The following is a 26,562-nucleotide window of genomic DNA, read 5'->3' as shown; positions in this document are numbered from 1 at the left end:
GTCTGACCCTCACGGCCAGTACCACCGCCCCCTCACCCACCTACAAGTGGAGTACTGGGGCCACCACCGCTGCTCTAACGGTCACCACCGCAGGCACCTACTCAGTGACCATGACCTCGGGCACCTGTAAAGCCACCACGGCCAAAACGGTTACTGGTAGTGGAGCAGCCCCCACCGTGGCCATCAGTGGTACCACCGTACTGAGTTGTAGCCAGCCCAGCCTGACGCTCACCGCCAGCACCACGGCTCCTTCACCCACCTACAAGTGGAGTACTGGGGCCACCACCGCTGCCCTGAGTGTCACCACCGCGGGCACTTACTCAGTGACTATGACCTCGGGCACCTGTAAAGCCACGGCGGCTAAAACTGTTACGGGTGGGTGTATTAGCGGCCGCATAGCAGCAACGGCTTCAGCAGAGATTGAACGTATGCCTTTATCTATAAGAGTTTATCCTAACCCAGTGCATGGACAGCTTCAGGTTGAGGTCACTAGTGATGGGGCGGAACCAGTGAATCTACATTTATACGACATGAAGGGTATAGTTCTTATCCATACAGATCTGGCCCCACGGGAAGGTACACAGCAAGTTAATATACCTTTAAATCAGTCGCCGTCGGGACATTATATTTTAGTGGCTGTATCGGGGAAAGAAAAGGCCAATGCCCATGTGATTATAGAATAGGCAGCTGAACAATATTAAATGCTCTAATTCCAATAATAAGTTGAAGAACGTGACACTAAATGAAAAATCCCCCTCGGCGGTGAAGTCGAGGGGGATTTTCGTGGCTTTATAGGAGCCATAACAGTCGATATAATACACAGGAAATCAGACACTTATAAAACGTGTTGAAAAAATGTTGAAATGACTCTATTTCTCTTCAGTTTTCGCTTAAATAGTGTTCCCATTTTTGTAGACATAGGTTGAGCTAGACAAGGGTCTGAACAGTCTTATAGGATATCGAATACCCACTGATTATCAATGTATTATAAATAATTAGGGAAATTTTAGGAACCATTTGAACTATCCCTAGACTAAAAGGGGCTCGGCTCCTACCAGGAGCCAGTAGATTATCAATTAGTAAGTTAAGGTTCGGCATAGCCAGTATAAGAAAACGTTGGGCAATAGACTAAGGTGAAAAAGGGTGTTTATACGGTATTTTTAGCTACGTTACCAAAGAATAATATTCTTTATTCTATATATTATTACATTCAATCGGTTAATTAGGACTTGTCAGAAATAGGAGGATCATTTGTTAGTCGATCCAATTTTTTCTTATTCTCTATATCCTGCCTTTTTCGTTCCTCAAGCAATTCGGCCTGCGTAAGTATCAATTGCTCTTGAGTCTGAATTAACTTCTCTTGAGTTATACGTAGCTTTTCAGCCATCTCCCTCTCATTATCATTTGCCTGGTTTGGCTTTTCTTCAGCAACTTTTTTTGGCAAATACATTTCACCTTCGCCAGCCTCCCACCATGTGGGATTTAGCCCAAGTTTTTGACAGATTTTGTTGGAAACATTTGGGCCAATTTTTCTAGTGCCGGCCAATAATTGATTGACCGTTGAAACGTCAGTCTCTAACCTAAATGCAAATTCTTTCTGTGGAATTTTAAGACTAGCGAATACGTCAGCTAATCTTTTTGTTTTGTCACTCACTTGAAAATCAGATAGATAGAAATTTAGTGTTACAGATTGTATAATTTAGTGTTTGCAAAAATTTGCATTTGCAAATTTTTGCCATACTTTAGCGTCATAAAGACGTAGCAATCATAGCGATTTAACGTCATTAATCGCAAGGGTAGATGAAAAAAATATATGAAGGTTTAACGAAGCGTTTTCGGAATGCCTACTTCCACCGCATTCCCTATAAAATGCGCAATGCTGTCAAAGCGAAGTTTTGCGAGGAATTCAGCATCTCCGAAGACACATTTGGTCATAAGCTATCCGGTGGCAATAGCACCACCATGACCGAAACTGAGTGCGAATGGATGGAAGCGGTCAATCCAATGGAACCTGCTAAAGCAGCCGCACAGTCATGAAAATCTATCCTCCCGTTTACACCGACAAGACCAAGGAATCTGTCCTACTCTTGTTTAGTCAGGATGTATCCTCGGCTCATATCGCCCAGGTCTTGCACATAAGTCAAGATACTGTTTTTGCTATTTTGGATGGGCACGCCAAACAAGAAGTCCCCGAAAAGTTGCCGTCGGTAGGCAGCCTGATTACAGCCTATAAACCAGAGTCAGGCACACTAGAAGTCAACCTGCTCCTTACGGGGGTATCGCCATCAGCAGTCGAGTGGCTAACCGGTGCCTTGGCTCGCCTGGTCAATAACCCTTCTGCACCCATTATCTAATCCGTCTATCCTAATCAATCCTTTCGAGTAATGGGCCGACCAATCTTGCCGAAGCGGGTTCAGTACAACGATAAATGCACTACCTGTAATCGGCACGTAGTCGATCAGGAAACGCTAACGACGGTTAAATCATCCGACTTACGGGCAATGGGTGCTAAACGACGTTTCAATGCGCAAACCCAAGAAGTGTGGTGGAGCTGGCCCCGAACTTTTACCAGTTGTTACAACTGCGACCCAGACTAATCACTTAATCCTTGATCACTCATGAAAATTAGATTGACTGGCAACAAAGCCGATTTTAAGAAAATCGAGCCAATTCTAACTGCTAACCGGGCTGTTTTCGATAGCTATCGCAAACCTCAAAAGGGCAATAATCCTCTCTATAAGGAAGGGGGGGATAAGTACGATCCCAAGGCAGGAGAGCAACTGCTGATGTATCTGGATATTCCGGTTGATGCCTTTGTGAAAATGCTTAAAAAGTAGGGTAGACCTGCTAAAAAGAATGGAGCTATCCTATCTACTGGAAGCCTATAAAGCCGGGACATTGCTCTTACCCGACCTGCATTCCCTATTGGACGCTCAGACGCGTATTAGTGCCTATTACGAGCGATTAGCGGCCATTGTGCCTCGGACTGATTTTATTACCGACCTCCTGTCTCTGCTGCTGGCTATGCAGGATGCTTTTACCCAGTGAATTAACTGTCTTCACCCCCTAAACCCCCTCCAAAAAGATCATGCTACTTATTTATAAATCCTTCCGAAAGTCATTGGCAACGCCAACTAGTAAGCCGAAGTCGGGCGATACGGGTATCCTGTTAGCCGATTTATGGAGGCTGGCCAATACGCCAGCCAAAACCCTTGAACAAGCCGAGCAGAAACAACGGCTCATCAAAGAAACACTATGGCTACTGAACAACTCCCGAATTAAGAAGAAACGGGTAGCTCCTACGGCAATGAGCACCAAGCCGCTGTGCACCGTTGTTTTATCTGACGATTTATTGACTGTCCTGGAAGGGGGATTGTCCCGCGCCATTATTGATAGACTGCAACGTCCCGATGTGGTGGCTCCGGAGCTTATGGAGGATCAGGATGAAGATCTCTACGACTTTTCAGTACGGGAACGAGCCATATTTCGCTACCAACGGGCTGAGCGGTTTACGCTCGATAAGCTACTAGACATTGAACTACTGCTGAGTGAAGGGGATGGTAATTTCGTTGGTACCCTCGATGAGTTGGACTTGCTGAGTTCATGGGCTGAGCATGAGTTGGACTTTCTTACGTTGACCTCCATTCCATTTCGCCGATTTCGTGACATAGAGGGCAATCTTATTTACCCACCCACCATCGACAAGTGGCTTAGTGAATTAATTGTAGCCATTGACATGGTTGACGACGTGGCTAAACCCATGCGGTTTAGCATTCGCAAGGTGCCCGGCTTTGGCTGGATTTTCGGCAGGAAAAAGGATAAGGGTTTACAGGTTGAAGACTGATGTGCGTGATCCAGCCAGGCTACTGCACTGGCTGGACATTTTTCCACGACTTAGCTCCCCTTAACGAACCCGCTGATGATTACCCCACAAGCTATTTTTTCGCAGACTAAGGATGGTCTTGACATAATCCTTCGCTACTACCCACAGGCCGAAGTGGGTGTAAAGCGCAAAAATGCCAAATTTAGAATTCGTTCGGAACAGGATGATCCGTCTCCATCGGCTATTTTGAGCCATTATAACGGCATCTGGCGCGTCACGGACTTCGGCTCCGGGGAGAAAGCAATGGATGCCATTGGTATCGCCATGAAGGAGGAAAATTGCGATTTCCCGACCGCCATTAAACTCCTCTGTGAACAACACGGCATCATTGACGAAGAAGGCAAGGTAACGGCCAAACTAGAGCCCAAAATTAAACAGCGTCCGGCCAAAGCCGACGAAGAAGAGGGTACTACGTTTATCACCAAGGAGTCATTCACCGTTGCCGAATTGCAGACTATTTTTTCGCGTTCGATCTGGTCCTATTTGAGCCGACTTAAATACGTAGCTGGTGATGAGCCAGGCGATGAGCTGGCTACCCGAAACGCGATTACCATTTGTAAAAAGTACCGCTTTTTTAGTCTCGAATCGTACACGATTGTCAAGAACCGCAAGGCAACCATCATTAGCAGTACGGAGCTTTTTCCCATTTTTCTATTCAACGAAGGGGATTGGCAGAAGATTTATAAACCCCGGGAGCGGGAAGCCCAGCACCGTTTTTTCTCCATCGGCAAAAAGCCCGAGCATTACGTCTTTGGCCTGGAGCAATGTCAGCGCCGGCTCGATGATCTGCAAAAAAACGATACCCCAGGGGATTCGGCGGAGGAAGAACCCGAAAACGGGAGCCGGGAAACCCAACTCCCCGAAATCATCATCTGCACGGGTGGATCGGATGCGTTGAATGTGGCTGCCATGGGCTATTCGGTGGTGTGGTTCAACTCCGAAACTGTCGATCCCAAATCAATACCGTTCTATAAATTTCGCAAGATGGCCGAGCGGGTCTACAACCTGCCCGATCTGGACGGGACGGGTCGCAAAAAAGCCCATGAGCTAGCCCTGGAACACCTCGATTTGTTTACGGCCTATCTGCCCGATGAGTTGGGCAACCGGCGTGATCTGAAAGGCAAGGTCTGTAAAGATGCCCGGGACTATTTCAACTACTATTCGACGGAAGATTTTAAGAATCTGTTGTCAATGGCCTTGCCCTACCGGTTTTGGGATGAAGAGCCCAAGCGCACCCGGGATGGCAAAATCATCAAAAAGTTTGGCCGAATTCAAGCCGAATACAAGCCCAATAACCGAAGGTTGTACAATTTCTTAGCCCGCAGTGGCTTTGGTAAACTGCCCATGCCCAACACCAAGGATGGGGAGATACTCATTCACCTGCTGGGCAATGTGGTACATAAAATCGACTATAAACACATTCGTCGTTACATCGAAGGGTTTTTAGAGTCGCGCCACGCGACGGAGGATTTATTCAATGCCTTTTACCGCTCCGACCAGGTGGGTAATAACTCGCTGGAAAATATCAAACCAGTCTCGCTCGACTTCCAGGATTTTGGCCGGGATTACCAGTATCTGTTTTTTGCCAATGAGGTCTGGAAGGTCACGGCGGATGGCATTGAGGTCATCAAGCATGAGAAGTGTGACCGAATCGTCTGGGCTGACAAGGTCATTCCACACCGGGTCAAAAAGCTCGATCCCATGTTCACCATTGGGCTCGATGAAAAGACCGGTTTGCATACCATTGACATCCAGAAAAAAGACTGCCTGTTCTTTCGCTATTTGATCAATACCAGCCGGGTTTACTGGAAAAAGGAGCTGGAAGAAAAGCTGCCCGAGCACAGTCATCAATTTCAGGCTGATTACCTGGCTAACCACCAATGGTCGGTTGATGGGCCACTGCTCTCGGAGCAGGAACGGGCCGATCAAGCCCAGCACCTGATTAACAAAATGGCTTCGCTGGGCTATCTGCTGCACCGCTACAAAGACCCGGCAACGGCCTACTGCGTTTGGGCCATGGACTACAACATGCAGAACTCGGGCCAATCCTACGGCGGGACGGGCAAGAGCCTGGCCTATGACAACTTAAAACGACTCATCCGCCAGGATTATCATAATGGGCGCAACGACCGACTGTTCGATAACCAGTTCATTTTTGCCCGTGTCACCAAGCACACTGATTTCCTGTTCTTTGACGATGCCTATGAGTACTTCAATTTCAAGTTTCTATTCAGCATCATCACCGGCAGCATGGATTGCGTGGCCAAAGGCGTAGATGGGTGGGTGCTGAGCAATGAGGAATCGCCCAAGATTTGTATCACCTCCAACTTTCCCCCGCGCGATACCGATTCGGCGACCCAGCGCCGGTTATGGTTCACCACCTTTTCGGACTATTACCACAAAAACCCCAATGGGGAGTACAAAGAAGAGCGAGACCCCAAGTCCGAGTTTGGCAAGTCCTTATTTACCGACTTCACGCCCGAGGAGTGGAATTGGTGTTTGAATTTCTACGCGCAGTGCATCCAGGTGTGGCTCAAGTTCGGTAAAGTGGATACGCCGGGCGAGACGGTCAAGCAGAACACCTACCGCAATAAAATGGGAGCCAGTTTCCACGCCTGGGCCGATGTGTTCTTTAGCGAGGAAAACGGGCGGCTCAACGCGTATGTGCAGAAGATCTACGCCCATGAGGTGTATAAGCGCGATTACGACGGCAAGATTTCTCCCCAGCTCTTCAAGGACAAACTGCGCTACTGGTGTCTTTACAACGACTATACGCTCGATCCGGTGGAGCTGCAAAACGAAAAGCAGAAACGGATCATGGTGAAGGTCTACAAACAGGAATTCCGGCAAGGCCAGTGGGTCAAATCCGACAAGCAGGAGACCGTTGAGCACATCTACATTCAAACGCCGGGTGTAGAGCTGACCCAAGCCGGATTAGTCCGGGATGGCAATGGACTTTCCCCCATCGACCCAAAAGAAGCCATTGGTTTTTAAACAACAATACTCATGCAACCAAAATTTAGTGTGCTAACGGGAAATCGTAAACCCGTCAATCAGCTCGAAGCGCATTTGCTGAAAACGGCTCAGACTTGGTGTAGCCAGGAGTCGATTGGCTACAAAAACAGCGTTGGCCTGGTACAGGTCAGAACCTTATTGCAGTTCTGCGAGGCTCTCCAGCGGGAACGGACGTTGTATTGTCTGGACCACCAGCGAAGCCGGGAAAATTCGGTTCGGATCACTCATTTTCCCAATTCTCGTTCAGTCACCGGTAGGCAGTTCATTAGCGTTTGCGTAGCAGGGAAAAGCAGCGAAACGTTCGTGGTATTCTATTCAAGGAAAACCGCCTGCTGATGTGGACACGCTCCCTACTCGCAACGGTGATCGTACTGATCGCCAGTACGTGCCTTATTCTCCTGAGCTGGATACTATCGCCTTACCTGAGAATGCGCAGACGTCGGCGGCAGCACCGCCGGCAGGTGAGCGGTTCATCGACCTTTATTCCTGGTGGAAAAAAGTCGGTCTTGAAACGACTCCGTTCGTGGTGGTGGAGAAGGAAATTGAACATACCCTAACCAGTACTCGAACGTCTCATGTCTGGATTCTCCTGGTCGGGGATTCTAACCGGCATCGACGCTCCGTAAATGAATTTCTTGCGGCTATCGACGCGGGAAAAATCGAGAACATCACCTATCGCTAATGGGCCTTTACCATCGGCCTAAAATTCACCTTAAAACAGCGACTATGACTACGGCCAGTTTGCAAAAACTAGACAGCCTTCTTTCCTCAATGGTGGGTAAACGATACATCATCAAATCGCAGCTCCACCAAGTGGTCAGGTATCATTTTGACGATGATAAACTAACCCTCGTAACGGATAAAAAATCTTTTGTCGTCGATGTGCAAAACAGCCTGAAACTACTGGAATCATTTAGTAAAACCGATCAAACTCATGAGTAACCAACCCTTCCAAATGGACAATTCCCAAAATTTAAACGCGCTTTGGTTAGGTTCCAATGCTATGGATTTTAGCAAGGGCATTCAAACGCGTAGTGGCATCAATCCCGCGACTGGCGAGCCCTACTTTCGCTGCAACTGGCTCATACCAGGCCGTTTTAGTCTGAGCTGGTTAAAGAGCCGTCGAAAGGATAAGATCAGGAAGCATACAAATCGGTTTAAATCACGTTAAACAAATCGGTATAAACATCTCATCTACAATAAATACAAATCCTAATCCACTAAAAGCCCTCCGCGTGAGGGCTTTTTTGTTGTCTAACTGCTGTCATCCCGATTCTTGACAATCTTGCTTAAGATTACAAGGATAAAAATTGTAACTCTGTAACCTTGAATTGGGAGAGGGCATATCGAATTGAAATACAGCGAGTTACAGAGTTACAAAAAATAAACTTTACTGTAACTATTGATAAAGAAGTTACAAAGATTTGTAACATATACTAGCTGATAAAGAGGCTAGTAGCCAGGTTACAAACTCAAAATAGCTCTATGGCAAACTTGTAAAACGGGTTGTAACCCATTTGGCTATTGGAAATCAAGCCGTTAGCTTCTATTTAGCTATCGGTTACAGAGTTACAGCTTTTCCGCACTTTCTTCCAGTTCATTCGTTGCAGATTTACAACCGGGAAACTCGCCAAAAGGTGTATTCGGTAAACAGTTCGAAAAAAGAGAATCAAGCCCTACCGGGTAAAATGCAAAACGACGGCTACCCGTCTGGTCGTCGTCATTTAAAATGTCCACTAATATTTAGCGCTTACTAATCAATTCGTATCGTTTCAAGTTGGCTATGTTCTAGGGTCAAATTAACGGAACGCTCTCCCTGGGGCCGGGTTCGGTGAATGACGTTTTTAGGGATGGTAAAAAGCTGGCCAGGTAACAACTCGATCGTTTCGGTTTCCAGGTCAATGACTAAAACACCTTCAACGGTCATAAACGTCTCATCCGAATTGGGATGATAATGCCAATAATAGCTTTGAGTCATCACACTCAGTCTGACGACATGGTCATTGACCAGGGTAATTGGAAAATTCTCATACTCAGCCGTCACCGCTCGGGTTAGTTCACTAATATCAAGTCGAGTCAGGGATGCGGGCTCCATCGGGTTAGGTATCGTAACAGCGTGAGATAGACTAAAGGAAGTTCAACCACGCAGGTTGCGCTTTGCTAGCAATGGGAAATAGGCTGATGACTGCTTACCGGTTGCGCTATTTTTCTCGCTTTTCTGGTTGACTATGGCACTGCCTGATTCGGACTCCATGTTTTGTAAACTCAACTCTACGAGTTACTGATTCTGACTAAATACGCTGGCTGAACACAGGCCAGTTAGTCAACTAGACCCGCTTTAACTACCTCCCGACTCAAGCCGGTATACCTGGCAAAGTCATCGACGGAAACAATAGGTTCAACGGGGGACTCTATACCCGCCCGTTTAGAGGCTACCATTTTAGCGACCTTGATGGCCCGTAAGAGCGAGAAGGCTTTGGCTCGTTTGTAGCCCGTAATATTCTCAATGTCCTTACAGGTAATGCGCTCGCGAGAATTGACTTTCGTGCTCATACTTCAGAGAGGTAATACCGGTGCGATTGGCTAAAAAATGCTATAAAGTGCTACAATATACTATAAAATTTCTACTGTAGAACTACGCCAATAGGGCGGTATTACCTTCGGACAAACAAGGTACTACCCATGATCTCCCAAAGTAATACCCAGGTACTACCACCGGTACTACCGATACCCCCCGAAAGTATTACCCAGGTAATACCGCCGGTAATACCTGCCCCCGTTTCTTCAGGCGATGAAGCCGCTCAAATGCCTTCCTCCTCAGGGCCAATACCGGGTAGTATCGGTACTACCCAGGCCGAGGTAATACCGGTAATACCGGATGCGGGTAATACCCAGGTAAACCCGGTAATCCAGGGTAATCTGGCCGGTTTACCGCCCATTGAGCCCGAAGGTAATACCGAAGGAACAGTGTCTAAAAGCTACAAAATACCCGTCTGGGTAATACCCACGATGGAGCGGGTAATCACGGAGATCAATAAGGTATTACCTTTTGGAACACCTCCTGTTTCGATGCATTCGTATGGGGTAGACACGCTGACGCGTCACGAAGAATTTAGGAAAGCCGCTCAGCAAAGTCACTATTTTAAGGAATGCTATGGCGTGGCTTCAGCTCAACTCCAACAGGCTCAACGGGAGCTGGCCGAACTCAACGCCAACTTGGCTAACCAACCCGTCCCTACCGGCCAGCAATCGGTACTACCCCAAGTAACACCTCCGGTAATACCGCCCGCTGAACAGAGTTGGCGAGTGCGCTATGAGCAAGTGAATAGCGAGTTGCAAAAGGCGCTAGAGGCTCACGCATTGGAGAAGCGAGCGGCCCAGCCCGTGTATGCATTAGTGAAGGTATTACCGGACCTCTTGGAACAGCTCTATCAGGAGGCCTCTTCGGATAGCTGGCGTACACCCCAGTATTACCAACAGTTCTTTCAGGAGCTGCTAGCCCCTTATCTCGATTCAGAGTAGTCACCCTTACTTTTTCTTTCCATGAACCGATTTATTGCCCTGGTCGAAACTAGCGATGAAATTGCCCTGACAACTGAAGGAGTGGTTGCCATCAGCGGTGTACATCTTTTTCCACAGATTAATCCGGACACGTTCATTACCCTTTGGAACGAAGGTATCGTAGCTCTACGCCAATGGGATCAATTTTGTGAGAGCCTGTTTCAAATCCTCACCAAATCGGGCATGATTGACGAAGAGGGCTTGCATGTCTCCGAGTACAGCCCGGGGAGTATCTGCCGGTTCATCCTGGCCAATAAAGAAGTGCTGCCAGAAGGATTTCGGGAAACGGGCTTAGGCATGATGGTCATGCAGGCCATTAAAACGGGCGCGAAGACCATCAAAAAAGGAAAAGACATTGTCATCGACTGGAAAGAGATAACGGCTCATGCTGGCCCCATGACCGATGCCGTCTTAGTCCAGATGATGAAATCTCCGGATCGGTCTGCGATTATCCTGCCCATCATTCAGCAATTCTTTCCCCTGTGGCCTGAAGTGCCCACCACGGAGCCGCAACCTACCCTTTCCGACAACGAACCGGTATGAATCCACTGGCCCAATTGGTCGAAACCCGGTCCGGCTCGGCCCTCTCGGAGGTGCTCCAGGAAGCCCCCCGACTAGTCGAGTCCGTTTCCGAAGCCCTAACCGAATCCCCGCTAATTAGTCTACCTAGCTTATTCGGATCAAAAGCGGCAACTGTCCCCTCATCGGTTAGTGATCCCGACCTGGACGAAGAGCCCTATATCCCCCTAACAGCGGAGGAAATCAGAACCAAAGCCGAATCCAAAGCAGAGATGTGGGGGGCCATCATCGCCCTATGTTTCGGCTTCATTCACCGCTACACGGCTTATCAAAAGATTCGGGAAGGAGACAAGCAATTGGTGCGGGACTACGAGCAGCACGTGAAGCTGACCAAGGAAATTCCAATCTATAGCCCTGACCATCCCTATTTCGCCGCTCGGGAGCGCTGGAACGAGTTCGAGGAAGCCCTGGAAGAAGCCGACGAGGAAGCCCGTCTGACGGACGCGCAGCTCACGCTGCTGCGGAGAGCCATCGAAGCGGATTTGAAGGCTAAGAATCGCCGAGGCACCCTGAAGACTGGCAGTATCACCGAAACGCTGTTCGAGATCATGATGATCAAGGCCATGGCACCTTTGATGCAAGTAGGGATGATGACGGTTAATAAAATGGTTGACAAAACAATGCGCTAAGATGTACACTGGTACTCCCACTCACCCCACTTCCATGAACCCATTGTCCAACCGGCGTATTGACGCCGTTAGTGTCTGCGTGAATTATGCTGATTTTCTGGTTCAAACCTTGCCTCACAACCGACTTCTATTTGATCGTTATATTGTGGTAACTAGCCTGGCAGACCAGTTTACCCGTCAGGTCTGCGAGTATTACCGGGTTGAGTGCATTCAAACCGATTGCTTTTATGATGATGGAGCGGTTTTTAATAAAGCCCGTGGCATTAATGTGGGTCTGGCAGCACTGGGGCAAACCGATTGGGTAGTACACCTCGATTCGGACATCTATCTACCGCCCTGGACGCGTCACATCCTGAATGTAGCCCACCTGGACCCGGAGAGCATTTATGGCATTGATCGTCTGATGTGCCACAGTTACCGGGATTGGGTCAACTACCTGGCCAGGCCCTTGGCTATGCACGAACTGTATTACCTGGTGCAGGCCCGGGCCTTCCCGATGGGGAGTCGGGTGGCTCACTACAACCAGCCGTCCGGCTGGTTTCCCATCGGTTTCTTTCAGTTATGGAATCCTACTGAATCCGGTGTAATGCGCTACCCCGAAAATAGCCAGGGTGCGGATCATACGGATGTGGTGTTTGCCAAAGCGTTCCCCATCGGCAAACGCCATTTGATCCCTGAATTCTACGGGATTCATCTGGACAGCGAACGGGCCGAAATGGGCGTTAATTGGCAGGGCAGGAATACTAAACCGTTTTGCTTAGAGTCTTCACGCCCATGACTAAGATTTCCCTCCCTGAGCTGAACAATAAGAAACGAGCTTCGTCTATTTTTTTGGCCGTTGGGGCCAAGAAAACGGGCAAAACGCAGGGAAGCATCAATATTCAGGTGGAGATGGTCAAACGCCAGGGAAAACCCGTCTTAGTCTTTGATGTGGGGCGTCAGTCGGAGTATGACGACTATATTACTATTGCCCTGGATGATCTAAGCCGCTTCAATCGGCTGGCCAATAAAGAGCCCTATCCTTTTTTTGTTTGCCGGGACTGTGAAGACATTGACCAATTTTTTACGGGGGTCAATCAATGGGTTAAAAATGCGTTTGTGGTCTTTGAAGATGCCACTTCCTACATGGCAGGGAATCTCTCGGAAGCGGTGCGAAAGCTCATTCTAAACAGTCGAAATCTATGCAATGATTATCTATTTAATCTGCATAGCCTGGCGGAACCGGCCCCCTTTCTGTTTCGCCATTCGGAGTACATTATCTTGCGCAAAACGTCGGATGTGAAGCTGCCTGCTAAAGTGCCGGTACCCCACAAAATTGAGCAGGCGATGACCGAAATAAAAGCCGAAAATGCCCGACTTTACCCCCTTGCGGAACAACCCAAATTAGCTTTTCGAGTCATTGATATAACGTCCGCCGACTGATATGGATTATGATCTCTTGATTGACGGTTTCCTACTGGGGTTCACTGCCGGTATCTGGATGGTGATTCTAACGGGTTAGCTGATTATTCGAATTTGTCAAGTCAGTACGCGTATTACCCGTAATTTCTAAACCTATGGCCATTTATAAGTATCGTGCCTGTTTTATGTCCGATATTGCCAAACGAGCAGGCTTTCAGGATGTTACCGTGTTTCAGTGTTGTATCGTGCCCGAAGACTGGATTGAAATGATACGCCTGGGCTGGGTGCCTTACCGCAAGAAATTAAATCCACCCGTGGTTCAGTTCTTAATGGATAAGTATGTGCCGGATTACGATACGGCCAAGAGTTAGCTTCAATTTAAAGCCTCCTGCCAACCAGATGATTCGTTAGAAGTAGCTTCTAAAAATAGCCTAGGGTCAGGTTTGCTATTGAGTCATTTTGTTTAGAAATACCCCGAGCCATTTCATAGTAGAATTTTTCACTATGAAATGGCTCGGGGTATTCATATTAAGCTATTATTCCAAACTATGGTAATTCATAAAAGGCCACAAAACACTATATTTGAAACATTCGACCATGGAACATACTTCGTTCACATACTATAGGTTACTTTTGAAATACATCTGCTATTATCGAGTATCGACTAAAGAACAAGGGCGATCTGCAAACTATTGTGAATCGATACCTGCCAGAAGGTGATCAGATCGTCGCTGAATTTACTGAAGTTGAATCGGGCCGAAAAAATGATTGGCATAAGCTCTTGAAGGCAATCCGTGTTTGCCAGTAACAGGCAGCAAAGCTTTTAATTGCAAAACTGGATCGACTAAGTCGTAATGTTGCCTTTGTAATGGCGTTAATAGATTCAGATATAGATTTTGTCGCCTGCGATCTACCAGACATCAATACCTTAACAATAGGGGTGATGGTTCTTTTGCCCAATATGAAGCCGAAAATGCCTCCAATTGGACACGAGGGGCTTTAGCCCAAAAGAAATCTTTAAGATTCGAGCTGGGCAAGTCCGAAAACCTCACTCCAGAAGCGATCAAGAAAGGAAAAAACAGTTCGAACAAACAACGCAACCACCCATAAATCCAATGTGCAGACTACCGAACTGGCCAATCTTTACCGAAGTAAAGGGATGACTTATGCTCAAATTGCAAAAAAACTGAATCAAACTCACTAACAGACTAGGTGCAATAAGCGATTTAATGGAAAAGCCGTTTATCGATTGCTTCATAGAGCTGACTAGTTCATTATTTGGACCTGAACAGGCTTTCGTAATATCTTTGGAAACACGAAAATAAAGACATAGAGTTGGGATAGATGAGGTTTTATTAGTAACCTGACAAAAAATTACGCTAACCGATTTTGATCCTATACATAACCTATCTGATTTGTAGATACGGAAAATTGAAAAGAGATTTTTATTTAATATAGAATCCAAAGGCTAAATTTTCTCAGTTTAATGCCTTACCTGAGTTATACCGAAATACCTTCTTTTTTGTAAACACTAGATAATCAAGAAAATTATTTTTGAATAGGCTTAGCTTAACTCTTTATCTAATTGTTGAAAGAAATCCTAAATTATTGATCATGAGAATATCTCAAGATGTGCAAAAGTTCAGTAGCCTATTATTACACGGGGGAATAAACTGTCTTCTAGTAAATGCAACCACCGCTGGTGTTACAGGACCGGCAATTATGCTGTATGAACTTGGAAAAGCCATCACTGGCAATTTAGCCTCAAATCATATTGCTTCATTGACAAATTTAGATAATTTAAAAAAAAGGTTAACTCTATCAAATCCAAAAAACTTAAACCATGATTTAGAAAGAGTATTTAGGCAATCGGTCATTATAGCAGTAGAATACGTTAAAATACTGTTCTTAATGGAAATTAATGATGATATTATTTTAGAAATAAATTTATCTAAAAGAGATAGAAAGCTATTTATCAGAGCCATAGAAGATTTTTTCAACGAAAATATTAAAGACATAAAACGAGATATCGAATATAGTGAAAGATTACCTTTGGACAAGAGCTTAATCCATGATCCTTCGCCATTTTTAGAATCAATTATTAATTATATGCTTAGTGTAGTTAGCATAAAGTTCGATATAGATACTGAAAATAGAATTATAAAATTTTATAAAGATAATTTACCATATTGTTTTCAATTAGCTTTTACAGAAGCATTGAAAAATGATGATCATGGTTTTAAAGCATTTCAAATTTGGATACTTGAGGATATTCAAATACACAATATTGAAATGCAAGAAAGCCAGCATAACATTATCGAGGCGATTAAAAGTATAACCTCTGGTAATAATATTATCTCTAGTAGTCAATTGAATTCTCTATTAAAAATACACTCCGAAAATGTATATAATCATTTACAAATATTCTTTAAGCAAAATGTACGTGACACTTTTGAAAATTTAGCAAAGCAGATCAAAGAAGATTTCAAAAAGCTGTATTTATTAAGTTTAAATCAATACGCCTTAACACAAAAAATCTTAGAGCTTCTCGAAAAACTACTAGATAATACAGCAAAAACTACTCAAAATATTATCCCTAGAATACTTACTTTACCTCCATTTGATTCTAAAATCTTTATTGGTAGAGAGGAAGAAATATATAATCTAGAAAAAAGTTTTACTGAGTCAAGACGGAATATTATAATTTTAAATGGAGAGGGAGGTATTGGAAAAACAACAATTGCTTCACAATATTGGATCAAAAATAGTGACTCATACAAACATCTCATATGGTTATTTTGTAATGATGGAATAGAGAAAGCTTTATACTCTATTGCGGATAAATTAAATGTAAGCTTACGTAATGATATAGAAAGCATAGAAGAGAGTTTCAATAGTGAGGAGAAATTAGGTAGATTTATTCAAGCCTTAGCAAATTTGCAAGCTCCTTGTTTACTTGTATTAGACAATGTAAACTCAATTTATGATTTAAATAATCAGATAAAAAACCTAAAACGCTTATCAAATTTTCACATACTAATTACTAGTCGTGTAAATAACATTTCCGAATACTTTGAAACAAAAGTAAAACCTTTAAAGGAGACTAGTGCGTTAGAGTTATTCAAGAAGTATTATCATGGACTGCAAGCGCAGGACGAAAACTTGCTTAAGGAAATACTAAAATCTGTTAATTATAACACATTAATTATTGAACTATTTTCAAAAAGCCTACAACAGAAAAATATTTTTAAGATAACTTACAATTTAAAAGATTTGCTGAATGATTTACAGGACAAGGGCCTGTTGCTCTTAGAAACTACGAATATTCAAACAGATTATCTGAATTTTCAAACAGCAAAGCCTGAAGAAATTTTACGAGCTATGTATGACATGCAATCACTATCTGGTAATGAAAAAAATATTTTAAATATTTTTTCTGCCTTATCCGCAGAAAAAATTGCATATCAAATGCTTGTGACAATTGCAAATCCTGTCAATGCGGATCTTTTTGATGAGTCATTAAATCAACTATTTTTAAAAGGATGGATTGATTTTGACGTGGAAGAAAAGACATTCAAGATAAGTCCAGTTATACAACAAATTGTACTTGATAAGAATAAAGATACTATTTTCAATAGCTGTCTAGAAATGATAAAAAATCTTTCAAAAATCTTTGAAGATTTTGAATATTATATGGAAGCAAATGGGTACATCAAACATATAGAGTCTGTTACTAAAGTTTTAAAAATAAATTCAATAGAGACAGCGAAGTTAGCATATAATTTGTCATGTTATTATACTTATCACAGTAGACAGTATTTATATGCTGAAAAGATGGTCTTTCAAATATTGACATATTTAAAGAATCAAGATATTGTTAGAGAAAACGAAAAATTTAGTTGTGAGGTTTATATGATACAAGCTGAAATACTTGAAAATCTTGGTAGGCTAATAGAGGCAGGAGGATTTTACACTAAGGCCAGAGTCCTTTCAGAAAAAATAAAAGTCCCTTTTGATAAACTTTCTTATGCATATTATAATACAAGAATTGGGAAATTTGCTGAAGCTGAACCAATACTTTTTAGAAACTATACTTATTTTTCAAATAAACATCATAATGAAAAAAAAATACATAATATGTACAAATTTTCGCTATTAGTATACAATATATCTTGTGTCATGCGAGCGCAAGAACGCTTTGATGAGTCAATAAAATTTGCAAAGGAGACAATAAATCTTTATAATGAAATTGGAAATGAAGAGTTTACAATTATAGCTAAATTAAACTACTTCAAAAGTTTGCTATATTCTAACAGATATTTAGACGATGCAGAAATAGTATTAACGGAAATATTAGATTATTTTCAAGCTAACTTTGAAAATACCGACGCTTACTGGGGGCATCTGTATGTTACTATGGGTTACTATTATGGAATTAAAGGTAATCTTAAAGATTCAATAAAAAATTATGAAGAAGGCATAAAAATACTTAACAATAGCATAGGCAAAAACTCTAATCTTATTACTGAGTGCAACATTCAAAAATGTTTGTTTACTTGGAATTGTTACAAATCCGGTAAGATAGCTAGATCTCATCTCGAAGGTATATGTAAAGAATTCATCTTAGATATTAGCGGTAAAATTGAAAATTTAAGTGAAAGCATTGGATTCTTCAATCAATGGTTGCATAAATTTTTATCTTTCTTGTTTGAATATTACAATGAAATTAATGATAGCAGCAAGGCCATAATATTTAGTAAAAAATTAGAAGAATTGGTTAGAGTAACTACGGTAAGAGCTAAAGTACGAACTTCAGAATTTGTTGAACAAAAAATTAGTGTTAGCCAGAAGCCTAGATATAAAGAAAAGTTTGATTTACTTCATAGCCTTCCAGATGATATAAATTCTATAAAAATACAGAAATTTAAATTACCTTTTTTTAAAACATTTAAATTATTTGCAATAACCTATATAACTACCCCAAAAGAAATTATTCGTTATGTGCTTTCAAATGATGATGAATCATACGCAATTGATTACACAAATAAGAGTATTTATGAGGTTTGCAAAAAAGATGGCCTTTTAAATGCAAATAATATTACACTTTATATTAAATTCTTTTTCGATTGCGTTTGCGGTAAAAACGGTTTTTTTTATATTATTAATAATCTAAAAGATGTACCATGGAGAAAAGATGTCAATATTAATATTAGGGAAAAAAAAGCAATAAAAATGATTATAAATCGACCAAATATTGTTACTAATAATAGTGAATTCTTTCAAGCAGAAAATATAATTTTATTTAGATCTTCTCTTTTTAATTCTACAATAAGAGTTTCAATTAGCAGTGAAACTTATGGGCATTGTTCAATGTTTAATGAAAAATCAATTCAATTTAAATCCTGGGAAGATCACATATTTCTTGATATGGTTGATTATAAAAAAATTATAGATGCTGCTAATGGTGGAGAAATAGATATTATTAACGCACCTTTTTATGATACCCAAGGCAAAAGAGTTGTGATCGAAAATGAAAATGATATTTTTTCAAATGTGTCTGCTCAAGTTGAGCCAAATTATTTCTAATTTAAGATGTGTACAATTGGGGTATCCTCTATAATGGGCAAAAAACCTTAGGCTGATTCGGGTCGTGACTCTTTCTCAAAGTTGATGCTCCATTTTGCCAACGCTTGGGCAAAATGGAGCATTATAAAACTGATCGCCGTACACTTTTACCAGGCGTTCGCCCAGAGGTGACCAACTCAAAAAGTGATTTCATAGTAGGATCATCAGCAATAAGCTGTTGTATGGCTTTTTCGACCCTACGAGATTTGACCCCATGAATTACTTTACTATTTGGATGCCTAACTTATTCATAATAGACGTCTTTGAGTTCTATTTTAACGCCATTTTCTTTTTATCCTGAATTCCCCGAGAAATTATTTATAACTGCCTGCAAATCTATATATGGGCAGTTACCCACGATTAACGGGTAATTACCTTCAATATCCCAAATCTTTACTTGTAGCAGCTAGTAAGTTTGATAGGCTTTAACCGAGGGGCGGTATGCTAGTGGTGTAGGCTTAACCCTACACCACTAGCATTTACTTAATCAATCTGGTTTCATTAACTAAATGGCTAGGTACTATTTTCCCCATGACTAACAAGGAAACTACTAAAAGCCTACGAGCTAAGGCTGGATCAATAGCTGATGAGGCTGCTAATAGCTTGTATGAAACTCTGCTTACCGAAGGATTTGAGGTTGACGATGACTTTGTTGTCAATGAACTAGAACAACTTATCCAGGAGGAACTAAATGAGTTTCCAGACAACTTTCAACATCGTCAATCCCGATAAGAACAACAAGCACTGTCCTAGTAACCTTATTAGTAGTAGTCATTGGCGTTGCCCTTGGATTGTTGAACATAAAGAATATAGCTGAAAAACGGGCAGCCGAACAGCGAATTAGAGAAAAATATGGGGATGATATCATTATTGACTGACCCAATTAATCATTAGGCCTGTAGTGGTATTCAATTAGGTGTTGTAATAGCCTTATACCTACAGTATAAGGCTATTTTGTTTGGTACCGTATGGGGCAACCTTTTTGGGAAAATGATTCTCTTGGAAATAGGATGATAATCATGCTTTAAGGGCTGATTACTGTCTGTAGTTAAATTAAAGTGCTGGTCGTGCCTGACGTAGTTGATTCCAACTTGTAAAGTCTTTGTAAATCTCATCCATTGCTGGGGAAAGAAGCAGTCTTGTAGGAAAAATAAAACCATTTTTACTAGCAAGAAATCGCCAGCAATATTCGCTAAGACATCTACTTGGCGGACTTTTCCAGGCCTAAGAACGAATCCTTACTGCGCTTGGCCGAGCAGTACGACGTACTTGATAAGATGTACCTAGTAGCCGTTGCCGAGCGAATGCACCACCAATAAAAAAGGGTAAATTAGAATTGTACAACAATTGGGAAGCCACTACGCGAAAAAACTAACATGTAACTATTTCAAGATTGTCGTATAACCGTTTTTATGTTAAGAAAATTTTCAAAGAATCGTTAGCAAAATGCTAAAACGCTCGGAGGTTAGCCTATCTTTGAAAAATCCAACGATATCAGAAGTTACTCGTCTAAAGTTTCAAGATTATAAACACTAAAATCTTCACTTTTATTGAATTTGACTGATATTATAGAAGCCTTTTTCCCAATAGCCTCTACAGCCTGAAGTGCTAATCGGTTTATTGCCCTTGCAGGTAAATCATCATATTTTACCAATAAATATGAACCATCAGGCAGTTTCTTTTTTTGATCTTCAAACTCGCGGATAAAACCGCGCTTTTCCATCTCTTCGTGAAGTTTGGGATAGGTATCGTCACCAGGCTTTGCTCCGTGTACTTCTACCCTCGTAAAGTAATTAGCCATATATATATGTAGTTAAAGTGAATTACGATTGATTTTTAGGCGGGTTTCATTTCGCCAGTAATTTGTCAAATACCTTTATTTCTGAAATTCAATACCTGCTTTTATTGACTTTGCGATCAAGTAGCTCACTAATCCACTACAGGTTGTCAGCATGAGTTTAGCGTCATCTAAATCAATAACTGAATCACTTCCTTTGTCTGCATGGCGGATTGCCCCTTCATCACTTGCCCATCGATACATACTCTTCAGCGTATTCTCCAGGTGCATATTTACACTAATTACTTTCCGCTTTTTTATTAGTGTTATTGCATCAGAAAAGTCTTTCTTAGGGTCTGCAACAATTATTCCCAGCAAAGCTTCAAGGGCCGAAATGGATTCTTTAATAGAATTATGATAATCGGGATTGGTACGATTGGACAGGTGCTTAAGGGCTTTTATTAGGTGCCCATTTACAGTAGGCAATTTATCTGTATCCTCAAGAGCGTCACTTAGAACAGATAACTCTGCCTCACTTGTAATCGGTACAACCAATGTTGAAGCTAACCGGTATAATGCTTTTTGCTCCTCTAATACTTTATTGAATGCCTTAATGAAGAGCTTAAGGGCTTTCTTGTATTCAGATTTCGACTCAAAAACATTAGATCCATTTTGAACTAGCATTTCAACTAAGTCGAAAATAAAGTACCATGAGCTATTTAAGACCAAATTTTCACAGCTTTTGATAACCTGCTTTGGATCATTACTGGGGAAAACCAATAAAGAATTATGAAATATTTCTCTATCTATCTTCATTAGCAGGTTTTTCCCCGCCCTCGAATCATCTTCTTCTAGATCTATTTCAATTTGGATCATAAAGAAGAAGTAAATCTCTTCCCAAAGGAAATTCTTTGTTATTCTATCCAAGGAGCCGAATTGTACTTGTTTAACAACGTAGCCGTATCGTTCTGAGAAAAGTTTATCCATTATTACTGTAGCGTTAAAGGATTGATTATAAGATATTTTCAGAGATTTAGAAAGTGTTGACACGATGTTTACTATTCGGGCATCAAATCAATCTCCTTTCGTTTTCGCTCCTCATCGACGTGCACATAGATCATTGTCGTTTCAATGTGTTTATGACCCAGTAGCAGCTGGAGTACTTCGAGTCGTCCACCGTGGCGTAGGAACCGGGTAGCAAACGTGTGCCTGGCCCAGTGAAAGGATATTTTGGGATTTAGGTCGAGTCGGCCAGCAATCACTTTAATCGTTCGGTTCATCGACTGTTCGACCACGGTTTCCAAGAGTTTGCCCTTTTGGGTGGTGATCAGAGCCACGGCCTGGGGATGTAGCGGCACCTTAATTTCTTCCATTATATCCCGCGTCTTTTTATAGGGTTTAAAGTGTAGGGTATTGCGCCGAACCTCTTTCCAGGTGATGGCCAACAGATCACTGATCCGAAGGCCGGTGTAACAGCTGAACAAAAATGCCCGAAGGGTGGTAACGTGCCCCTCTTCTAGCTTATCAGAATAAAAGTGCCGCTTCAAGGTCAAAAACTCCTCTTCATTTAGATAGTCCACCCGTCCAACTACTTTTGGCATTTTAAATCCCTTGAACGGATAGGTAAATACGTACTGGTCTTTCTTTGCCCAATTGCAATAGGTACGCATGTCCTTGAGCTTTTTCCAGACCGTATTGCCAGATCCCGCCTGTCGAAACAGCCAGGTTTTATAATCATCAAGCCAGGTAGTTGATAATTCTGAGAAAGGAACCCTTGCCTGATACTGCCTAAGCGTAGCCAGGGAGGATTTCTGAGCTGACCATGTAGCTTTTTTAATCCGCCCTTTCTGGTGGTTCTCCTCGACCTTTCGTTCCCAGTAAGCCGCAAAATCATCTCTCGAATGCTGGTTGGCCAATTCCCGCTGAAACGAATCGACTGTCAGCTCAATTCTGGAAAGCCTGGCCCAGATAAAGACCTCATTAATCTCTCCAGCTTTCCGCTCAATCGCCCGGCAGTAATCTTCATGCAATTTATCCCCACGCTGCCGGGGCAAAATCGTCTCTTTTTCCTCATCAACTTTTTCGGCTGGCCAGTGCAGATCCAGGGGCACGGTCGTCTTTTTGCTATTAATAATTATCTGAAAAAATAGCGCTGCTGTACCATCGATACGAATGCGCTGCCGGTTGATGCGCAGCTTGTAGGAAAACTTCATGTTGAAGTGGTGTTGAAATACAATGCTCTCTGAAGCGCCTGTGGCCAGTGTTGAAGCGATGTTGAAATGAAAAATCCGCGTCTACAGATCGTACACGCGGATTATATCAACTTTGGTGGCCTTATAGGGACTCGAACCCCAACCAACAGTTCCGAAGACTGTGATGCTATCCATTACACCATAAAGCCATTGCGCAAAAGTAAGCCTATTTCTACAATTTAAAGCCCTGCTACTTCAAATAGAGCCTATATTTTAAAAAATCAGAGAAAAAAGCGCAAACGACAGCTCATAAAACAAACTTGAACGACTCTATAACATCTCTTTCTCCAGTCGCGCTTTGCGGCAATTTTTCCGATAATACTCAATCTAGTAGCATTCAGGCCAAACAATCTACTAAGTATATAAGTCCTTAAAAAACAATATTTTACAAGGCAATGAATAGACATAGGCAGCTATAATCGTAATCTAAGGAAAATCTAATGTCACTCTAATCCAGCCTTAATAGCAGGAAATTATTTTTGCTTTAGAATTGGTCATTTAAGGGATAGACATAAAACACCAGACTTTTTTAATCTGGTGTTTTTATTGTTAAGCCTTAATCATTCAATATCCCGTTTGTGGATGTTAGTTTATAGGTCCTCTGCATGAAAAAAATAGTAATTATTGAAGACGACCGACGTATTGCTCAAACGATTAGCCGTGGTCTCCAGGCAGAAGGATATGCTACTGAAATTGTTTATGAAGGCGGCAATGGGAGACAGGTAGCCCTGCAACCAGACGTCGATTTATTAATTTTAGATCTCAACCTACCCGATATTAATGGCTTTGAAGTTTGTCGTAGCGTACGAGCAGCAAAACCCCATTTACCAATTATCATACTGTCGGCGCTGGGAGAAATAGAGGATAAGGAAGAAGGACTTGCGCTGGGAGCCGATGATTACATCGTCAAGCCATTTGATTTTCGGGAGTTGATTGCCCGAATAAAGACTTGTCTACGGCGCTCAGTATTTATGACCGCGGCAACTGCCGATAAACAAAAAGTCTTGCAGATCGCCAATTTAACCGTGAACGTCATCACCAAAGAAGCTCGACGGGGAGAAACCATAATCAATCTTACTGCTCGTGAATTTACGCTATTAGAATACCTGGTCCGAAATCAAGGACGCGTATTGAGTCGACTGGATATTGCGGAGCAGGTATGGTCTAGTCATTATGACTCAAGTTCTACCGTTGTAGAAGTCTATATTAATTACCTGCGCAAAAAGATTGATCGCGATTTTACGCCCAAACTGATTCATACTCGACTGGGTATGGGCTATGTGCTTAAAGAAGAATAAGCCTCTAATCATTTTCTAATTGTTTTCTATAGAGATTATAACTTTTCATTAAGCCTGCTGTAACCTGCACAATAGACCTTTGTCGCTGTCTATCACTTAACGCATGCGACTGTTTATTTTTCTGTTTTTTCTTTTTCTAAGTGCCTCTTCTGTTCGATCACAAAGTACTCTTGGACAGGATTCCCTATCGCTTACCTTGCAGCAGGCCGACAGCCTGTTCATCAAAAATAATTTACTGCTGCTGGCTGAACGGTTTCGTATTGATGCCAGTCAGGCGCAAGTGCTGCAGGCGGGTTTGTACGATAATCCTTCGGTCAGTATCGAACTGAGTGCCTATAATAATGAAGCTCGTCGGGTGCTTGATGTAGGCGCTCAGGGAGAGAAAATTGTTTCCATACAGCAATTACTGTATACAGCAGGCAAACGAAATAAGCGGATTGCACTAGCCTCAGAAGCAACTCAATTAACCCAATTTGAGCTATTGGATCTACTCCGGGGTCTACGTTTCGATCTACGCAGTCGATTCTACTCGATTTATTTCCAACAAAAAACACTGGCTCGTTTCGATCAGCAGCTCGCTACTTTACAAACGACTGTAGCGGCTTATGAAATCCAGTATTCGCGGAGCAATGTATCACTCCGAGAACTACTTCGTCTCAAAGCCTTGCTGTTTCAACTAAATAATGATCGCACAGCTATTGTGTTTCAATTGGCCGACGACCAACGGGCACTACGCACGTTATTATCAATCGATCAGCCGGTTAAACCTCAGGTTGTTGATGAAACGTTGGCGCGCTATCACTTGCCTGCTCAGACCGAAGACACGCTTCAGCAAATGGCGTTACGCAACCGACCCGACTTGAAAGCGACGGAATCGCTGACGCGACAGGCGCAGTTGAATTATAACCTCCAACGCGCCTTAGCCGTGCCCGATATGCGTGTAGGAGGCACCTACGACCAGGCGGGTAGCTACATTCAGAACTATGTTGGCCTGTCTGTTTCAGCTGATATTCCGGTATTCAACCGAAATCAGGGAGCCATTCGGGCAGCTCGCAGTCAGATTCAGTATCAGCAACAACTCCAGCGACAAAAAGCAATGCAGGTAGGCAATGAAATGGCTACAGCCCTGCAAAAAGTACAGGAAGTAGAGCGTCGGGTACAGGCGGTTGAGCAGTCCTTTACCGACCAATTCGATCAGTTGAACCGGGGCGTTGTTACCAGTTTTCAAAAGGGCAATATCACTCTGCTGGAGTTTGTCGATCTGATCGAATCCTACAATGATAGCATTAGTCAACTCAATCGACTGAAGGCCGACCGGGTAAGCGCCTACGAAGAACTCAATTACCTCATTGGCGAAGATTTATTTAAGTAAAGCTGGGCGTCTGCTCAACTAGCCAATCATCAGCAACGTGCTATCCTTCATACTGCCGGATAAGCTGTCCGGTTCAATAAAACAATTATGAGAATCAACGTTTTTTTGTTACTCGGTAGCCTGACCATTGTTAGTTCATGCGGTCCGAAACCGACGCCTGAAGTAGCCGGAGCCTTTATGCTCTCCGATACAATGATGCATCGTATTCGGATAGATAGCGCCATAACGCAACCTGTTCGAAGTGAATTAACCCTGGTGGGCAAGGTTGTTGCCGACGAAAATCGGGTTATTAAAGTGTTTCCATTGGTGGGTGGAAACGTAGAAGGTGTAAATGTAGAGTTAGGCGATTACGTCCATAAAGGGCAAACGCTGGCCTCTATCCGATCTGGAGAGGTTGCCGATCTGGAACGTCAGTCGATTCAGGCGCAGTCAGATTTATTAGTGGCCGAAAAGAACCTTCGGGTTGCCCAGGACTTGTTTGAAACCAAACTTACCTCCCAGCGCGAAGTAGTAGCCGCTCAGAAAGAAGTAGAAAAGGCGCAGGCAGAAGCCAATCGAGTTAAAGAAGTGTCGCGGATTTATGGTATCGGGAAAGCGTCGATGTATACCGTAAAAGCGCCTATTGACGGATACGTCATCGAAAAGAATGTCAATCGCGACATGCAGCTCCGCTCCGATAACGCAGATAATCTATTCACAATCGGTCAGATTAGCCAGGTTTGGGTATTAGCCAATGTCAATGAAAGCGACATTCGGCAGGTGTATACAGGCATGGAAGCCAGCGTACAAACGCTGAGTTATCCTGATGAGAATTTCAAGGGACAGGTCGACAAGATCTATACCGTTCTGGACCCTAATACCAAGGCGATGACCGTTCGGATTCGGCTCAACAATCAGGGCATGAAACTTCGTCCGGAGATGCATGCGACCGTAACTCTACGCTATGAAGACGGAGGCAAACTGGCCACAGTGCCGTCTGATGCCGTCATCTTCGACCGCTCCAAGCAGTACGTTTTGGTCTTCCGAAGCCGCTCCGATATTGAAACCCGCGAAGTGGATGTCCTCAAATCACTCGGCGACAGGGCCTACATCAAGCAAGGCATTAAACCAGGCGAAAAAGTCATTTCCAAAAATCAGTTGCTGGTCTACAACGCACTTAATAATTAAGCG

General features: G+C 43.0%; 29 protein-coding genes and 1 tRNA gene. 22 read left to right on the top strand and 8 right to left on the bottom strand.

Translation table 11 applies throughout. The features are described 5' to 3' along the window. Positions 1–683, top strand: a 683-nt coding sequence (locus tag GO755_RS22705; protein WP_157587571.1) for a T9SS type A sorting domain-containing protein, incomplete at its 5' end; no start/stop codon positions are given. 539 nt (positions 684–1,222) lie between these two features. Here the strand turns inward: GO755_RS22705 and GO755_RS22700 are convergent. Further along, entirely contained in the window at positions 1,223–1,654 is a 432-nt protein-coding gene (locus tag GO755_RS22700) for a helix-turn-helix domain-containing protein (protein ID WP_157587570.1), read from the bottom strand. A gap of 146 nt (positions 1,655–1,800) precedes the next feature. Between GO755_RS22700 and GO755_RS22695 the strand changes: the two genes are divergently transcribed. From GO755_RS22695 to GO755_RS22650, 10 genes are all read left to right on the top strand, one after another. Next, positions 1,801–2,037, top strand: a complete 237-nt coding sequence (locus tag GO755_RS22695) for a hypothetical protein (protein ID WP_157587569.1) — start codon at positions 1,801–1,803, stop codon at positions 2,035–2,037. Next, positions 2,034–2,354 carry a hypothetical protein gene (locus GO755_RS22690; protein WP_157587568.1) on the top strand — a complete coding sequence of 107 codons (321 nt, stop codon included), beginning with the start codon at positions 2,034–2,036 and terminating at the stop codon, positions 2,352–2,354. The genes GO755_RS22695 and GO755_RS22690 overlap by 4 nt, the downstream gene beginning before the upstream one ends. 30 nt (positions 2,355–2,384) lie before the next feature. Further along, entirely contained in the window at positions 2,385–2,597 is a 213-nt protein-coding gene (locus tag GO755_RS22685; RefSeq protein ID WP_157587567.1) for a hypothetical protein, read from the top strand. 21 nt (positions 2,598–2,618) lie between these two features. After that, a complete protein-coding gene (locus GO755_RS22680; protein WP_157587566.1) occupies positions 2,619–2,837 on the top strand; it encodes a hypothetical protein in 219 nt (72 codons plus the stop codon). A 19-nt stretch (positions 2,838–2,856) separates the two neighbouring features. Then, complete coding sequence (locus GO755_RS22675; protein ID WP_157587565.1) at positions 2,857–3,048, top strand: hypothetical protein; 192 nt, start codon at positions 2,857–2,859, stop codon at positions 3,046–3,048. Between the two features lie 40 nt (positions 3,049–3,088). Further along, on the top strand, positions 3,089–3,844 hold the full coding sequence (locus tag GO755_RS22670) for a hypothetical protein (RefSeq protein WP_157587564.1): 756 nt from the start codon (positions 3,089–3,091) through the stop codon (positions 3,842–3,844). Positions 3,845–3,919: 75 nt separating this feature from the next. Further along, entirely contained in the window at positions 3,920–6,877 is a 2,958-nt protein-coding gene (locus GO755_RS22665) for a hypothetical protein (RefSeq protein ID WP_157587563.1), read from the top strand. Positions 6,878–6,889: 12 nt separating this feature from the next. Beyond that, positions 6,890–7,234, top strand: coding sequence for a hypothetical protein (locus tag GO755_RS22660; RefSeq protein ID WP_157587562.1), 345 nt, complete (start codon positions 6,890–6,892; stop codon positions 7,232–7,234). A gap of 1 nt (position 7,235) precedes the next feature. Next, positions 7,236–7,580, top strand: coding sequence for a hypothetical protein (locus tag GO755_RS22655; protein WP_157587561.1), 345 nt, complete (start codon positions 7,236–7,238; stop codon positions 7,578–7,580). A 44-nt stretch (positions 7,581–7,624) separates the two neighbouring features. Further along, a complete protein-coding gene (locus GO755_RS22650) occupies positions 7,625–7,840 on the top strand; it encodes a hypothetical protein (RefSeq protein ID WP_157587560.1) in 216 nt (71 codons plus the stop codon). 627 nt (positions 7,841–8,467) lie between these two features. Here GO755_RS22650 and GO755_RS22645 read toward each other — a convergent pair. The 3 genes from GO755_RS22645 to GO755_RS22635 form a co-directional block, all read right to left on the bottom strand. Beyond that, positions 8,468–8,635 carry a hypothetical protein gene (locus GO755_RS22645; protein ID WP_157587559.1) on the bottom strand — a complete coding sequence of 56 codons (168 nt, stop codon included), beginning with the start codon at positions 8,633–8,635 and terminating at the stop codon, positions 8,468–8,470. Between the two features lie 16 nt (positions 8,636–8,651). Beyond that, positions 8,652–8,993: a cupin domain-containing protein gene (locus tag GO755_RS22640; protein ID WP_157587558.1), complete on the bottom strand. Its 342-nt coding sequence runs from the start codon at positions 8,991–8,993 to the stop codon at positions 8,652–8,654. 224 nt (positions 8,994–9,217) lie between these two features. Continuing rightward, positions 9,218–9,451, bottom strand: coding sequence for a hypothetical protein (locus tag GO755_RS22635; protein ID WP_157587557.1), 234 nt, complete (start codon positions 9,449–9,451; stop codon positions 9,218–9,220). Positions 9,452–9,580: 129 nt separating this feature from the next. On the opposite strand from GO755_RS22635, the gene GO755_RS22630 reads away from it, so the two are divergent. From GO755_RS22630 to GO755_RS22595, 8 genes are all read left to right on the top strand, one after another. Continuing rightward, positions 9,581–10,420, top strand: coding sequence for a hypothetical protein (locus GO755_RS22630; protein ID WP_157587556.1), 840 nt, complete (start codon positions 9,581–9,583; stop codon positions 10,418–10,420). Positions 10,421–10,441: 21 nt separating this feature from the next. Next, entirely contained in the window at positions 10,442–11,002 is a 561-nt protein-coding gene (locus GO755_RS22625; protein ID WP_157587555.1) for a hypothetical protein, read from the top strand. Next, on the top strand, positions 10,999–11,667 hold the full coding sequence (locus tag GO755_RS22620) for a hypothetical protein (protein ID WP_157587554.1): 669 nt from the start codon (positions 10,999–11,001) through the stop codon (positions 11,665–11,667). Before GO755_RS22625 ends, GO755_RS22620 begins: the two co-directional genes overlap by 4 nt. A gap of 34 nt (positions 11,668–11,701) precedes the next feature. Then, positions 11,702–12,445, top strand: a complete 744-nt coding sequence (locus GO755_RS22615; protein ID WP_157587553.1) for a glycosyltransferase family A protein — start codon at positions 11,702–11,704, stop codon at positions 12,443–12,445. Further along, complete coding sequence (locus tag GO755_RS22610; protein WP_157587552.1) at positions 12,442–13,089, top strand: hypothetical protein; 648 nt, start codon at positions 12,442–12,444, stop codon at positions 13,087–13,089. Before GO755_RS22615 ends, GO755_RS22610 begins: the two co-directional genes overlap by 4 nt. A gap of 134 nt (positions 13,090–13,223) precedes the next feature. Next, entirely contained in the window at positions 13,224–13,439 is a 216-nt protein-coding gene (locus tag GO755_RS22605; protein WP_157583654.1) for a hypothetical protein, read from the top strand. A gap of 1,243 nt (positions 13,440–14,682) precedes the next feature. Further along, positions 14,683–18,654, top strand: a complete 3,972-nt coding sequence (locus tag GO755_RS22600) for an NB-ARC domain-containing protein (RefSeq protein WP_157587551.1) — start codon at positions 14,683–14,685, stop codon at positions 18,652–18,654. 570 nt (positions 18,655–19,224) lie between these two features. After that, positions 19,225–19,425 (top strand): hypothetical protein, encoded by a 201-nt coding sequence (locus GO755_RS22595; RefSeq protein ID WP_157587550.1) that lies wholly within the window; start codon positions 19,225–19,227, stop codon positions 19,423–19,425. Positions 19,426–20,194: 769 nt separating this feature from the next. Here the strand turns inward: GO755_RS22595 and GO755_RS22590 are convergent. From GO755_RS22590 to GO755_RS22575, 4 genes are all read right to left on the bottom strand, one after another. Beyond that, on the bottom strand, positions 20,195–20,494 hold the full coding sequence (locus GO755_RS22590; protein WP_157587549.1) for a hypothetical protein: 300 nt from the start codon (positions 20,492–20,494) through the stop codon (positions 20,195–20,197). 75 nt (positions 20,495–20,569) lie between these two features. Continuing rightward, positions 20,570–21,457, bottom strand: coding sequence for an AbiJ-NTD4 domain-containing protein (locus GO755_RS22585; RefSeq protein WP_157587548.1), 888 nt, complete (start codon positions 21,455–21,457; stop codon positions 20,570–20,572). A gap of 71 nt (positions 21,458–21,528) precedes the next feature. After that, a complete protein-coding gene (locus GO755_RS22580) occupies positions 21,529–22,683 on the bottom strand; it encodes a tyrosine-type recombinase/integrase (protein WP_157587547.1) in 1,155 nt (384 codons plus the stop codon). Positions 22,684–22,796: 113 nt separating this feature from the next. Further along, positions 22,797–22,871: transfer RNA gene (locus GO755_RS22575), tRNA-Arg, on the bottom strand. Between the two features lie 456 nt (positions 22,872–23,327). Here GO755_RS22575 and GO755_RS22570 point away from each other — a divergent pair. From GO755_RS22570 to GO755_RS22560, 3 genes are all read left to right on the top strand, one after another. Next, positions 23,328–24,020 (top strand): response regulator transcription factor, encoded by a 693-nt coding sequence (locus GO755_RS22570; RefSeq protein ID WP_157587546.1) that lies wholly within the window; start codon positions 23,328–23,330, stop codon positions 24,018–24,020. Positions 24,021–24,123: 103 nt separating this feature from the next. Next, positions 24,124–25,392: a TolC family protein gene (locus GO755_RS22565; RefSeq protein WP_157587545.1), complete on the top strand. Its 1,269-nt coding sequence runs from the start codon at positions 24,124–24,126 to the stop codon at positions 25,390–25,392. An 87-nt stretch (positions 25,393–25,479) separates the two neighbouring features. Continuing rightward, the gene (locus GO755_RS22560) at positions 25,480–26,559 is read left to right on the top strand and encodes an efflux RND transporter periplasmic adaptor subunit (RefSeq protein ID WP_157587544.1); all 1,080 of its coding nucleotides are present in this window, start codon (positions 25,480–25,482) and stop codon (positions 26,557–26,559) included. Positions 26,560–26,562: the final 3 nt, after the last annotated feature.

Origin of the sequence: Spirosoma arboris (assembly GCF_009754945.1) — a bacterium.
Lineage (GTDB): Bacteria > Bacteroidota > Bacteroidia > Cytophagales > Spirosomataceae > Spirosoma > Spirosoma arboris.
This window is presented reverse-complemented; position numbering and strand designations above follow the sequence as displayed.

Bases quoted from the DNA above. Each gene is read 5' to 3' on its own strand.
- GO755_RS22695 (WP_157587569.1), top strand. From the start codon at position 1,801: ATGAAAAAAATATATGAAGGTTTAACGAAGCGTTTTCGGAATGCCTAC.
- GO755_RS22690 (WP_157587568.1), top strand. From the start codon at position 2,034: ATGAAAATCTATCCTCCCGTTTACACCGACAAGACCAAGGAATCTGTC.
- GO755_RS22685 (WP_157587567.1), top strand. From the start codon at position 2,385: ATGGGCCGACCAATCTTGCCGAAGCGGGTTCAGTACAACGATAAATGC.
- GO755_RS22680 (WP_157587566.1), top strand. From the start codon at position 2,619: ATGAAAATTAGATTGACTGGCAACAAAGCCGATTTTAAGAAAATCGAG.
- GO755_RS22675 (WP_157587565.1), top strand. From the start codon at position 2,857: ATGGAGCTATCCTATCTACTGGAAGCCTATAAAGCCGGGACATTGCTC.
- GO755_RS22670 (WP_157587564.1), top strand. From the start codon at position 3,089: ATGCTACTTATTTATAAATCCTTCCGAAAGTCATTGGCAACGCCAACT.
- GO755_RS22665 (WP_157587563.1), top strand. From the start codon at position 3,920: ATGATTACCCCACAAGCTATTTTTTCGCAGACTAAGGATGGTCTTGAC.
- GO755_RS22660 (WP_157587562.1), top strand. From the start codon at position 6,890: ATGCAACCAAAATTTAGTGTGCTAACGGGAAATCGTAAACCCGTCAAT.
- GO755_RS22650 (WP_157587560.1), top strand. From the start codon at position 7,625: ATGACTACGGCCAGTTTGCAAAAACTAGACAGCCTTCTTTCCTCAATG.
- GO755_RS22640 (WP_157587558.1), bottom strand. From the start codon at position 8,993: ATGGAGCCCGCATCCCTGACTCGACTTGATATTAGTGAACTAACCCGA.
- GO755_RS22635 (WP_157587557.1), bottom strand. From the start codon at position 9,451: ATGAGCACGAAAGTCAATTCTCGCGAGCGCATTACCTGTAAGGACATT.
- GO755_RS22630 (WP_157587556.1), top strand. From the start codon at position 9,581: ATGATCTCCCAAAGTAATACCCAGGTACTACCACCGGTACTACCGATA.
- GO755_RS22625 (WP_157587555.1), top strand. From the start codon at position 10,442: ATGAACCGATTTATTGCCCTGGTCGAAACTAGCGATGAAATTGCCCTG.
- GO755_RS22620 (WP_157587554.1), top strand. From the start codon at position 10,999: ATGAATCCACTGGCCCAATTGGTCGAAACCCGGTCCGGCTCGGCCCTC.
- GO755_RS22615 (WP_157587553.1), top strand. From the start codon at position 11,702: ATGAACCCATTGTCCAACCGGCGTATTGACGCCGTTAGTGTCTGCGTG.
- GO755_RS22610 (WP_157587552.1), top strand. From the start codon at position 12,442: ATGACTAAGATTTCCCTCCCTGAGCTGAACAATAAGAAACGAGCTTCG.
- GO755_RS22605 (WP_157583654.1), top strand. From the start codon at position 13,224: ATGGCCATTTATAAGTATCGTGCCTGTTTTATGTCCGATATTGCCAAA.
- GO755_RS22600 (WP_157587551.1), top strand. From the start codon at position 14,683: ATGAGAATATCTCAAGATGTGCAAAAGTTCAGTAGCCTATTATTACAC.
- GO755_RS22595 (WP_157587550.1), top strand. From the start codon at position 19,225: ATGACTAACAAGGAAACTACTAAAAGCCTACGAGCTAAGGCTGGATCA.
- GO755_RS22590 (WP_157587549.1), bottom strand. From the start codon at position 20,494: ATGGCTAATTACTTTACGAGGGTAGAAGTACACGGAGCAAAGCCTGGT.
- GO755_RS22585 (WP_157587548.1), bottom strand. From the start codon at position 21,457: ATGGATAAACTTTTCTCAGAACGATACGGCTACGTTGTTAAACAAGTA.
- GO755_RS22580 (WP_157587547.1), bottom strand. From the start codon at position 22,683: ATGAAGTTTTCCTACAAGCTGCGCATCAACCGGCAGCGCATTCGTATC.
- GO755_RS22570 (WP_157587546.1), top strand. From the start codon at position 23,328: ATGAAAAAAATAGTAATTATTGAAGACGACCGACGTATTGCTCAAACG.
- GO755_RS22565 (WP_157587545.1), top strand. From the start codon at position 24,124: ATGCGACTGTTTATTTTTCTGTTTTTTCTTTTTCTAAGTGCCTCTTCT.
- GO755_RS22560 (WP_157587544.1), top strand. From the start codon at position 25,480: ATGAGAATCAACGTTTTTTTGTTACTCGGTAGCCTGACCATTGTTAGT.